Origin of the sequence: Nodosilinea sp. LEGE 07088, from assembly GCF_015207395.1 — a bacterium.
Lineage (GTDB): Bacteria > Cyanobacteriota > Cyanobacteriia > Phormidesmidales > Phormidesmidaceae > Nodosilinea.
Window position 1 is genome coordinate 1 of sequence record NZ_JADEWX010000191.1, and the last position, 10,283, is coordinate 10,283.

The window sequence follows — 10,283 nt, forward strand, 5'->3', positions numbered from 1 at the left end:
GCCCCCGACTCCGCAAATTTTACGTAGTACCAGCTGAAGCCCCCCTCCCCTTCGGCCAGCCGCAGCAGGGTAATCTGGTCGCCCCCCACGCCATAGCCCAGAGCCGTTGACTGGGTCGTCGGCTGCGATCGCAAATTAATCTGTGCTCCCTCCGCCTGGGTAGCGAGGCGGGCATTGCGGGTGGGATTGATTGGCGTCGAGCGAAAGTCACCTTCATCGGCGGTTTCATCGGCAGTTTCATCGGTGGCTTGATCGGCAACCTCGCCAACGTCTGTGGTCGGAGTACTGGCGTCAGGGCCGATCGCGTCAGGGGTGCTAACCTCTCGCCTGCAACCCCCTAGGGCCACGACGGCTAGCACCAGCACCCAGGGGGCCACAACTCTCACAAATACTCCCATGGTTTTGGCTCTCCGCCCGGTTGGCTCAGTATCGCCGCCCATGGTAGCGCTTAACCATCCCACTTCACCTTAAAAAGGCGAAACAATTCATAGTCACGGGTTGAGACAACTCGGGCTCCTTCGGCCTTGACCAGGGCCGGCCAGCGATCGAGGTCTTCGAGATACACCTCAGCCCCTAGATAGGTTTCCAGAATGGCCCAGCTCTCAGCCAGTTCGGCCTCGGGGTTGAGGGCATCAAACAGCAGCCAGCCGCCGGGCTTGAGCACTTTTTTGATCTGCTGGAGCACCGTCGCCCAGTAGTCGATCGGGTAGTAGCAGCTGACCCCGGTGGCCATCACCAGATCAAAACTCTGGGGCTCATACTCCAGACGATGGGCTGGGCCTTGGGTCACCCCCTTAAACAGCTTCGAGTTGAGCTGTGGGCCACGGGAGGTCAGGGCGCTACAGGCTACGGCGCTAATCTCATGGCCCTGGAAGAGGGCATCCCACTCCCGCCAGGGATAGATTAAAAAGCTGATGCCGCAGCCAATGTCGAGGCAGCGATCGCGCTTGCGCGGCTTCACTGACTCCCAAAAGGGCGTCGAGATCCGGGGCGTTAGGGTGCCGGCGATCCAGTCTTGGAAGACCGGCATCTCTTCGACCTCGGGGGGCAAATCAAACGCCTTGCCGCTAAACTCATGGTCGTAACGCTGGGCTACCGCCTGGATTAGCCCCCCCCAGGGCGACGCATCGTGGGGTAGGCGGCTCATCCCTTCAGCGCTCGGCTAAAGTTTTCGCGGTACGACTTGTTGAGCGCCAAAAACAGCGGCCAGAGCACCGTAAACTTCACTTTGCCCTCGGTAAAGTTGGTGCGATTAAACCCAGTCCAAAACTTAAAAGCCCCGCCACCGTAGATTCCCGCCAGCAAAAGCACGATCAATGTACCCATAGTCACTGCTCCTTTCCACATCGATCACCTATGCTTCTACAATACCAACGTCATTGATTTTCGCGGTGGCCTACCGGGAAAGTTAGTCAGTCAGCGGCCCAGGGCAGCCTATCCCAACGTCCCCGTTGGCAGCTAGCGCAGACCTCACCTGGGATAGAGAGGTGAGTAAGTATATTTGCTCTACTCTATCTTGGGCTAGATCGAGGCCGGGGTAAAGTTGTAGATAGTTCTGTAGACAGTCCAATAGCGTTTGGTTTAAGCCCTCTGCCATCGGTAGAGGATCCCCTTGGGGGACATATTCAATAGCAGGAAGGAGAATGTATGCGTGCAGTGCTTATGGCTGGTGGTTCAGGAACTCGTCTGCGGCCTCTCACATGTGATTTGCCCAAGCCAATGGTGCCAATTCTCAACCGCCCCATTGCTGAACACATCGTCAATCTACTCAAGCGCAACGGCATTAACGAGGTGATCGCCACTCTCTTTTACCTGCCCGACGTGATGCGCAACTACTTCAACGACGGCCGCGATTTTGGCGTTCAGATGACCTACGCTGTCGAAGAAGACCAGCCCCTGGGTACAGCAGGCTGCGTGAAGAATATTGCCGACATGCTGACCGAGACGTTTTTGGTGATCAGTGGCGATAGCGTGACCGACTTTGACCTCCAGCAGGCCATTGAGTTTCACAAGCAAAAAGGGTCTAAGGCTACCCTGGTGCTAACTCGAGTCCCCAACCCGATTGAGTTTGGGGTAGTGATTACCGACAACGAGGGGCGAATCAAGCGGTTTTTAGAAAAGCCCTCCACCAGCGAAATTTTCTCTGACACCGTCAATACAGGCACTTATATTCTCGAACCCGAGGTGCTCGACTACCTACCCGACAATCAGGAATCCGACTTTTCGAAGGATCTGTTCCCGCTGCTGCTGGAGAAGGATGAGCCCATGTATGGCTATGTGGCCGACGGCTACTGGTGCGATGTGGGCCACCTGGAAGCCTACCGGGAAGCCCAGTACGATGCGCTGCACCGTAAGGTTGTAGTCGATTATGCTTACCCAGAGACATCTCCCGGCGTGTGGATCGGCGACAATACTCACATAGACCCAACGGCTACGATCAATCCGCCAGTGTTGATCGGCAACAACTGCCGCATTGGCCCCCGCACCGTGCTCGCACCGGGTACTGTCATTGGCGACAACGTCACCATTGGCAGCGATGCCGACCTCAAGCGCCCCATCGTTTGGAATGGCGCAATCATAGGGGACGAAGTGCATCTGCGGGCCTGTAGCATTGCCCGGGGAGCACGGGTTGACCGCCGCTCCCACGTGCTCGAAGGCGCGGTGATTGGCCCCCTGTCAACAGTGGGCGAAGAGGCGCAGATTAGCCCTGGCGTGCGGGTCTGGCCCAGCAAGCAAATTGAGTCAGGTGCAACGTTGAACATCAACCTTATTTGGGGCAATACGGCCCAGCGCAATCTGTTTGGCCAGCGGGGGGTCGCTGGGTTAGCCAATATCGATATCACCCCTGAGTTTGCCGTCAAGTTGGGGGCGGCCTTTGGGTCTACCCTCAAGCCGGGTTCCCATGTTACGGTGTCGCGCGACCAGCGCAGCATTTCGCGCATGGTGTCGCGATCGCTGATTGCTGGCCTGATGTCCGTGGGCGTCAACATCCAAAACCTGGAGGCGACCGCCATTCCGGTGGCCCGCAGCGTGCTGGCCCAGATGGGCGTCGCCGGGGGCATTCACGTGCGTCTGCACCCCGATCGCCCCGACTATCTGCTGATCGAGTTCTTCGACGAGTACGGCATCGATATTCCCAAGGGCAAAGAGAAGAAAATCGAGGGAGCCTACTTCAAAGAAGACCTGAGGCGATCGCCCATCCATGAGATTGGCACCGTTACCTACCCCACCAACGTGGTCTCTGCCTACACCACTGCCTTTGAGAAGCATCTCAATGTCAAGGCTGTCATCAACAGCCAGGCCAAAGTCGTGATCGATTACCTCTACGCCGTTTCTGGGGCTGTGCTGCCTCAGATTCTCGGTAAGTTTGACTGTGATGCCGTAGTTCTCAACGCCAGCCTGCGCCAGATGGCCCTCTCCAACGACGAGCGCGAGGTCATGCTCAACCAACTGGGCCAGGTCGTACAGTCGCTGCGGGCCACCTTTGGTGCCCAGGTGTCGGCCAATGGCGAGCAGCTGATTTTGGTCGATGAGATGGGTACCTGCATTCGCGGTGAAGTGCTCACTGCCCTGATGACCCATATGATGCTCACGACCCATCCCCGTGGCACCATTGTGGTGCCGGTGCACACCTCTGGTGCCATTGAGCAGATTGCCCGCCGCCACGACGGCCAGGTGATTCGCACCAAAGCCAACCCCACGGCCCTGATGGAAGCCTGCCAGACCAATCCGAACGTGGTCCTCGGCGGCAGCGGCGACATGGGCTTTATTTTCCCTGAGCTGCACCCCGGCTTTGACGCTATGTTCTGCATCGCCAAGTTGATTGAGATTCTCAGTCTGCAGCAGCGATCGCTGGGGCAAATTTGGTCAGACCTGCCCCGCATGGCCTACCGCATGCAGACTCTGCGCTGTCCCTGGACTGTGAAGGGGGCGCTGATGCGCTACCTGGTCGAAGAAACCCCCCAAGAGCGTCTCGAACTCATCGATGGGGTTAAAATCTTGGGCGACAACCCCGATGACTGGGTGCTGGTGCTGCCCGATGCCGGTGAGCCCCTGGTGCATATCTACGGCAACAGCGAGAGCCGGGAGTGGCTGGATGAGACCCTGTCTAAGTACCAGCAGCAAGTCCAAGACTTCATCGAGAAAGAACAGGGCATGAAGGAGCCTATGCCGCTATGAACAACTGTCTGCTAATGGCCGAAATCGTGCAGTCGCCCCAGCTGCGCTACACCTCCGACAACCAGACCCCTGTGGCCGAGTTTGTCGTGCAGTTCCCAGGGCTACGGGAGGGCGACCCCTCATCGCAAATGAAAGTGGTGGGCTGGGGTAACCTGGCCCAGGATATTCAGGCCCAGTACCAGGCGGGTCAGCGGGTGATGCTCGAAGGTCGTTTGGCTATGAATGTGGTCGATCGCCCCGAGGGTTTCAAAGAAAAGCAGGTGGAGATGACGGTGCAGCGCATCTACAGCGTTGGCGATCTCAACACCATGCCCATGGCACCGCCAGCGGCGGCACCGACGCCAACGGCTACGCCTAGTCCGGCAGCTTCGCGGCCAGCAGCACCTCCGGCGGCTCCGGCAGCGTCGGCGGACAGTGCCGATGCCCCCAGCTACGACGATATTCCGTTTTAGTTCGAATCAAACGCTCCATTCATTAGCTTAGTCACCTAAGACCATCCATTCCAGCTTCAGTCTGGCTCAAGTGGGTAGCCTTGCTGGCTACACCCCATCCTTGACTCGGTAGCCGATGTCGCGGCGGTAGTACATATTTTCAAAACAAATTTTGTCGATCGCCGCATAGGCATTGGCGATCGCGGCCTCAACGGTATCCCCTAACCCTGTCACCCCCAGCACTCGCCCGCCGTCGGCGACAACGCTGTCTCCCTTCAACCGGGTTCCCGCCTGAAACACCAGCGCCCCGGTCTCAGCCGCTGCGTCAAGGCCCACAATCTCCATCCCCTTAGGGTAGCGATCGGGGTAGCCCTCAGCCGCCACCACCACACAGGCCGCTGCCCCCGGCTTCCACTGGAGTTCCAGCGCGTCGAGCTGCCCCCCAATGCAGGCCAGCATGACGGTATCCAGCGGCGTCTCTAGCAGGGGCAGCACGGCCTGGGTCTCGGGGTCACCAAAGCGGCAGTTAAACTCCACTACCTTGGGCTCACCCGCTGGCGTAATCATCAGCCCGGCGTAGAGCACGCCGCGATAGTCAATGCCTCGACTGCGCAGGGTGGCGATCGCCGGTTCGAGCACCTCACTCTGTACCCGCGCCATCATGTCAGGGGTCATTACCGGGGTCGGGGCGTAGGCTCCCATGCCGCCGGTATTGGGGCCGGTGTCGCCCTCGCCAATAGCCTTGTGGTCCTGGGCGGGCATCAGGGGCACAATCGTTTGCCCGTCGGTCACCGCCAGCACCGAGGCCTCCTGGCCGGTCATAAAGTCTTCGATCACGACCTGGCTGTCGGCCTCGCCAAACTTGCCGCTAAAGACCTCGGTCACCGCCTCCACGGCCTCTGCTAAGGTGTGGGCTACGGTGACCCCCTTGCCCGCTGCCAGCCCGTTAGCCTTGACCACGATGGGAACCCCCTGCTGCTCAAGGTAGGCCAGAGCGGCAGATTCTGTGTCAAAAACTTCAGCCTGGGCGGTGGGGATCCTCGCCTCGGTCATCAGTGCCTTAGCCCAGGCCTTGCTGGCTTCAATCTGGGCTCCGGCCTGGCAGGGGCCAAACACCTTAAGGCCCTGATCTTGCAGGTAGTCGGCAATGCCCTCGGCCAGGGGTTGCTCCGGGCCCACCACCACCAGCTCCAAATTATTCACTAGGGCAAAGCGAGCAATGCCCTCAAAATCGTTGGGGGCCATAGCCAGATTGCGACAGTGAGGCAACCTGGCGGTGCCTCCATTGCCGGGCACACAAAACACCTCGGTAATGCGGGGCGATTGGAGTAACGACCAGGCCAGGGTATGTTCGCGGCCACCACTGCCAATCACAAGAGCTTTCACAGGCGATTTCTACTCAATTTTGCGGTTCCTATTGTCGCACGTTAGCTCCCTCAGCAGGTCTCTAAACGGCTCAGATTTAATCTGGCTTGATTTAACCCCAGGTCATGAAGGCCTCCGATGGCGATGAAATGCTGACGGCTAAGCAGTCGGAGGTAAGGCCAACTGCCGAGGCAGGGTGACGACGATGGTCGTGCCCTGCCCCACCTGGCTATCAATGACAATGGTGCCGCCCATAATGGTCACCAGAGACTGCACAATCGCCAGCCCCAGCCCGGTGCCAGAGCGCTGGCGGCGAATGGTTTGGTCGGCCTGGCGAAAGGCTTCAAAAATATGGGGCAGCTGTTCTGCGGCAATACCAATGCCGGTATCGGCTACGGTCAGCACAATCTGATCGGAGGCGGCTTCGGTGAGGGTGACATGGACCCGACCGCGATCGGTAAATTTAACGGCATTGGAGACCAAATTGGTCAACACCTGCCGCAGGCGGTGCTCATCGCTAACCACCACCGGGTGCTTGAGTTCTAGGTCGCTCTCTAGGGACAGGGCTTTGCCGTCGGCTAGCGATCGCAGATCCGACAGGGTTGCTCCCACCAGGCGATGCAGGTCTACCGGGGCTGGCGATAGGGTGAGCCGCTGGGCCTCTAGCTTAGATAAATCGAGAATATCGTTGACCAGGTTGAGCAGGTTTTTGCCGTTGGTAAAAATGCGCTTGACCATTTCGGCCTGGTGGGTAGTTAGAGGCCCCTTAGACTGGCTATCTAAAATTTGCGAAAACCCCAAAATAACGTTAAGCGGCGTGCGCAACTCGTGAGACATGGTCGCCAAGAACTCTGACTTGACCCGATAGGCTTCCAGGAGCTTGAGGTTTTGATCTTCGATGTAGCGACGCTGACCCTCTAGTTCTTCATTTTGCTGAGTGAGCAGGGCATTGGTCTGCTGTAGCTGGGTGAGAGCCTTGGCTTCCCGCTGTTCGGCCTCATACACCCGCAGGGCATTGTGCAGCAGCAGCGCCAATCGGTCGGGCGAAACCCGAGTTTTAATCAGGTAGTCACTGGCTCCGGCCTTCATCAGGTCTACAGCCGTCTGCTCATCGCCCTGCCCCGTCAATACAACCAGAGGAATACTCACGCCATCAGCACGCAGCTGACGAATCAACGACAATCCATCCCGCTCAGGGAGCCGATAGTCTAAAAAGACGCAGTCGTAGCGATGGCTATTCAGGTGAGCGATGGCCTGCTCGGCACTGGTTACCTCGGTCACCTGTACCGCTAAATTGGTGCGCGCTAGGGCACGACAAATGGCCATGCGATCGACTGCATCGTCATCTATGAGCAGTAACTCTATCGTTTGCCCCATGTGCTCAACCCCTGCCTCCAACGTACTACCTTTGCCGATGCCTAGGGAATTTCACACAGTGCCCAGTATTGATTTAGGGAGGCCATGACCTCGGCAAAGGTAGCAAAGGTAGCTGGTTTAAGAATATAGCCTGCCACGTTCAGTCGATAGGCCTCGAGGCGATCTTGATCGGCATCGGAGGTCGTCAACACAACGACTGGAGTGGACCTGAGGTCCTCATCTTGGCGCAATTCCTGAAGAAATTCCAGACCATTCATCTTCGGCATGTTGATGTCTAAGAGCACTAGCCGCCGGTTACTGGGCACCGCAGAAGAGTCCACACCACGGCCACGCAGCATGGTTAATGCGTCTATGCCATTGCTGGCAACGTAGAGAGGGTGATCAATGTGTTTGCGCTTGAATGCCCGCTGCACATTCATTACATCTACTTCGTCATCTTCGACTAGTAGAACATTAACCTGACGCTTTTCCATCACTCGCTCCTGGGACAACAGCGGAGGCCAAGGCAAATGGCTTAACTCAGCGGCATACCAGGTCAACAGCAATTAAGGACCATAACGCCCCATCGACATTGGCAAACTCTGGTGCATCGCAACTGGCCTATGGCTTTGTGCGGCAATTCTGGGCTTGACCATCATTGCTAAAAGCACTGCCTAGAGCATCGGTACAGTATGGCTAAAAACCCGGTTTCTTGGTCACTGCCCCAACGGCGTGACTGGCATTCTGGCCGAGAAACCGGGTTTCTGTACCGGCGTTCTAGTAATCAGTCGCTCAACCGGCCTCCTCAAGCATCAATCGTAGAGAGTTTGATGTCGAATTCTATCTGCCCCAAGACAGAATCTCAGGGGTAGACCCCAATGCCTTGAGGTGGGGCATCTGGGCTGTCAGAGCCTGGGGATGAATGCCTGCCCGGTGCGCCGCCAGCAGCCCGATCGCCTCTAGATAGGAGGTCACCCGCACCGCTGGCACCCCCAATGATTCTGGGCTTACCGCTAGGGCGGTGCTGTTGGCCTCTACGGCGATCGCCAAGGCCCGCTGGCTTAAACTCAGCACTGCGCTGCCCCCACAGGCAGTGGCGGGTACCACAATGGCATCCACCTGATCGGCCCAGAGGGCAGGGCTAGCGCCACCCAGGGTCGGCGCTAGCACAAACTGGGGGGCCCGACTCAACCCTGCCAACACACAGGGCAAAAACGTATAGCCAATCTCTTCGGCGGCCGATTTGGGCGATATGGACGCATCCAGCGGTAACGGGTTCAGGGCCGGGGCATGGGCACAGGGGACTTGCAACGTGCGCACAACCAGGTGGCTAATCACCGCTTCGGCCCCAGCCAGGGGGTCGATTCCCTGGCCCTGGCGGTAGTCTTGCAGGGCCTCGGCATCGGTATCTTCAGGGAAACGGGCTACGACGGCGATCGCGTTCGCCCCGGCTGCGATCGCCCGTTCGGCAGCGCGCAATAAACTATCGGGCCGCTGAATGGTTCCCCAGGTAGCTCCCGAAGCCGCCGTTCGGAGCTCGACTCCGAGGGGCGCGTCGGTGACGGCGTAATCCGTTAACGCTAGGCCCAGGGTTGCTCTGGCGGCATCCGCTGCCTGTAGGTGTCGCCAGCGGAGGTCGTCTTCAATGGCGGCATCGAGCACCAGACCAATGCGATTGCGGTGCACCGGGCGCAGCCCCCAGCGCCCCGCCGCAAACTGATCGAGACTATAGCCTTCGACGTAGTAGGCGTTTGGCAGTGGCCAGTAGAGCTGGGCCCCGTTCATCACGTTGGGGTGGGTAATCAGCGTATCGACCACCGCCGCCATTGCCCGCGCCACCGGCAGCGCATCGCCTGCGTAGCCCCCCACCGCTGCGCCAATGCCCGTGGGCACCACCAGCACCGCCGTATAGGGCCGACCAGAAACAGAATGGAGCATGGCTGTTAGATGCTAGAGCGAGTCGTCACGACCGCCTCTACCGTGGCGGTTTGGGTAGCCTGGTTCACCTGAGTAATGGCCCAGCGCAGCGGCTCGCCCTGTTCGGCGAGGGCCGCCTCGATCGCCCCAACCAGATCCTCTCCGGTGGTCGTCAGGTCTATATCTAAGGTGATGAAGTGCGTGGCGAGGGCCATAGGTCTGAAACACTTAGGTCCTTGAAGAATATGCCGGGAAAGTGCCCACCCTTAGCGATACCTGGGTGGTGGGTAGTGCCCACCCTACGAGAGGTTGACTGGATAAACCTGAGAATTTGGTCTGGCACTAACTTTGGAAGCAGGAACCCGAGCCGTCTCACCCCTGGCCAAACTGCTTTTGATAGACAATGTCTTCTTTCTCAGTCTCTAGCTTGATATTTGAGCGGGGGTAGGCCACGCACAGCAGGGCATAGCCCTCTGCCTGGAGTTCGGTGCTGACCCCCATGCCCTCGCTCTGATCTACCTCACCCTCCAGCACCAGGGCGGCACAGGTGGTGCAAACCCCGGCCCCACAGGAGGTCGGTAAATCTAGCCCCACCACCTGAGCCGCACCTAGAATGGTTTGATCCTCTGGGACGGTGATGGTCTGGGTCGTGCCCTGGTGATGGATTTCGACGGTGTAGCTGGTGGCCATAGCGAGTTGAGCAAGAAAGGTTAGCGGGTGGGTGCAAGGATGATCTAATTCAAATCTCAACCTATCATCCCACCGGAAAGGTACGGTCAAATTCTTCCAGCAGATCGTCCATTTCTTCGATCGCCTGGTTGACATCGATGCGCAGGGTGCCCAGGTCAGGCTGCTCGAGTAAACGAATCAACGACTCCCGCTTAGATTGAATGGTGGCGATGCGATCGCGAATGGCTTGCAGTTCCATAGCGTCCCCTTTCTAGAGATTCCTTAGCGTTTCCTTCGACAGCATAAACAACTTTGCTGACCAGCGCACTGGGGGAGTGGGGGAGCGGGAGAGCGGGAGAGTGGGGG

Annotated in this window: 11 protein-coding genes and 1 pseudogene; 2 read left to right on the top strand and 10 right to left on the bottom strand. The window is 58.5% G+C overall.

Features of this window, described 5'->3' with window-relative positions:
* The 3 genes and pseudogenes from IQ254_RS26440 to IQ254_RS26450 form a co-directional block, all read right to left on the bottom strand.
* Positions 1-440, bottom strand: a pseudogene (locus tag IQ254_RS26440) (hypothetical protein); the annotation flags it as partial.
* 8 nt (positions 441-448) lie between these two features.
* A complete protein-coding gene (locus IQ254_RS26445) occupies positions 449-1,147 on the bottom strand; it encodes a class I SAM-dependent methyltransferase (protein ID WP_193969148.1) in 699 nt (232 codons plus the stop codon).
* Positions 1,144-1,326 carry a hypothetical protein gene (locus tag IQ254_RS26450; RefSeq protein ID WP_193969149.1) on the bottom strand — a complete coding sequence of 61 codons (183 nt, stop codon included), beginning with the start codon at positions 1,324-1,326 and terminating at the stop codon, positions 1,144-1,146. Before IQ254_RS26450 ends, IQ254_RS26445 begins: the two co-directional genes overlap by 4 nt.
* A gap of 321 nt (positions 1,327-1,647) precedes the next feature.
* On the opposite strand from IQ254_RS26450, the gene IQ254_RS26455 reads away from it, so the two are divergent.
* Both IQ254_RS26455 and IQ254_RS26460 read left to right on the top strand, forming a co-directional pair.
* Positions 1,648-4,179 carry a mannose-1-phosphate guanyltransferase gene (locus IQ254_RS26455; RefSeq protein ID WP_193969150.1) on the top strand — a complete coding sequence of 844 codons (2,532 nt, stop codon included), beginning with the start codon at positions 1,648-1,650 and terminating at the stop codon, positions 4,177-4,179.
* Entirely contained in the window at positions 4,176-4,631 is a 456-nt protein-coding gene (locus IQ254_RS26460) for a single-stranded DNA-binding protein (protein ID WP_193969151.1), read from the top strand. Before IQ254_RS26455 ends, IQ254_RS26460 begins: the two co-directional genes overlap by 4 nt.
* A gap of 87 nt (positions 4,632-4,718) precedes the next feature.
* On the opposite strand, the gene purD is transcribed toward IQ254_RS26460, so the two are convergent.
* The 7 genes from purD to IQ254_RS26495 all read right to left on the bottom strand — a co-directional run bounded on the left by purD (position 4,719) and on the right by IQ254_RS26495 (position 10,176).
* Complete coding sequence (purD, locus tag IQ254_RS26465; RefSeq protein WP_193969152.1) at positions 4,719-5,996, bottom strand: phosphoribosylamine--glycine ligase; 1,278 nt, start codon at positions 5,994-5,996, stop codon at positions 4,719-4,721.
* 138 nt (positions 5,997-6,134) lie between these two features.
* Positions 6,135-7,352, bottom strand: coding sequence for a hybrid sensor histidine kinase/response regulator (locus IQ254_RS26470; RefSeq protein ID WP_193969153.1), 1,218 nt, complete (start codon positions 7,350-7,352; stop codon positions 6,135-6,137).
* A gap of 41 nt (positions 7,353-7,393) precedes the next feature.
* The gene (locus IQ254_RS26475) at positions 7,394-7,825 is read right to left on the bottom strand and encodes a response regulator (RefSeq protein ID WP_193969154.1); all 432 of its coding nucleotides are present in this window, start codon (positions 7,823-7,825) and stop codon (positions 7,394-7,396) included.
* A 346-nt stretch (positions 7,826-8,171) separates the two neighbouring features.
* Positions 8,172-9,269, bottom strand: a complete 1,098-nt coding sequence (locus IQ254_RS26480; protein ID WP_193969155.1) for a DUF3326 domain-containing protein — start codon at positions 9,267-9,269, stop codon at positions 8,172-8,174.
* A 5-nt stretch (positions 9,270-9,274) separates the two neighbouring features.
* Entirely contained in the window at positions 9,275-9,463 is a 189-nt protein-coding gene (locus tag IQ254_RS26485; RefSeq protein WP_193969156.1) for a hypothetical protein, read from the bottom strand.
* 157 nt (positions 9,464-9,620) lie between these two features.
* Positions 9,621-9,938 (bottom strand): 2Fe-2S iron-sulfur cluster-binding protein, encoded by a 318-nt coding sequence (locus IQ254_RS26490; protein WP_193969157.1) that lies wholly within the window; start codon positions 9,936-9,938, stop codon positions 9,621-9,623.
* 64 nt (positions 9,939-10,002) lie between these two features.
* Positions 10,003-10,176, bottom strand: a complete 174-nt coding sequence (locus IQ254_RS26495; RefSeq protein WP_193969158.1) for a hypothetical protein — start codon at positions 10,174-10,176, stop codon at positions 10,003-10,005.
* Positions 10,177-10,283: the final 107 nt, after the last annotated feature.

Excerpts from the sequence above, each read along its gene's own strand:
- IQ254_RS26460 (WP_193969151.1), top strand. The coding sequence starts at position 4,176 with ATGAACAACTGTCTGCTAATGGCCGAAATCGTGCAGTCGCCCCAGCTG.
- IQ254_RS26490 (WP_193969157.1), bottom strand. The coding sequence starts at position 9,938 with ATGGCCACCAGCTACACCGTCGAAATCCATCACCAGGGCACGACCCAG.
- IQ254_RS26450 (WP_193969149.1), bottom strand. The coding sequence starts at position 1,326 with ATGGGTACATTGATCGTGCTTTTGCTGGCGGGAATCTACGGTGGCGGG.
- IQ254_RS26480 (WP_193969155.1), bottom strand. The coding sequence starts at position 9,269 with ATGCTCCATTCTGTTTCTGGTCGGCCCTATACGGCGGTGCTGGTGGTG.
- IQ254_RS26455 (WP_193969150.1), top strand. The coding sequence starts at position 1,648 with ATGCGTGCAGTGCTTATGGCTGGTGGTTCAGGAACTCGTCTGCGGCCT.
- IQ254_RS26475 (WP_193969154.1), bottom strand. The coding sequence starts at position 7,825 with ATGGAAAAGCGTCAGGTTAATGTTCTACTAGTCGAAGATGACGAAGTA.
- IQ254_RS26445 (WP_193969148.1), bottom strand. The coding sequence starts at position 1,147 with ATGAGCCGCCTACCCCACGATGCGTCGCCCTGGGGGGGGCTAATCCAG.
- IQ254_RS26470 (WP_193969153.1), bottom strand. The coding sequence starts at position 7,352 with ATGGGGCAAACGATAGAGTTACTGCTCATAGATGACGATGCAGTCGAT.
- IQ254_RS26485 (WP_193969156.1), bottom strand. The coding sequence starts at position 9,463 with ATGGCCCTCGCCACGCACTTCATCACCTTAGATATAGACCTGACGACC.
- IQ254_RS26495 (WP_193969158.1), bottom strand. The coding sequence starts at position 10,176 with ATGGAACTGCAAGCCATTCGCGATCGCATCGCCACCATTCAATCTAAG.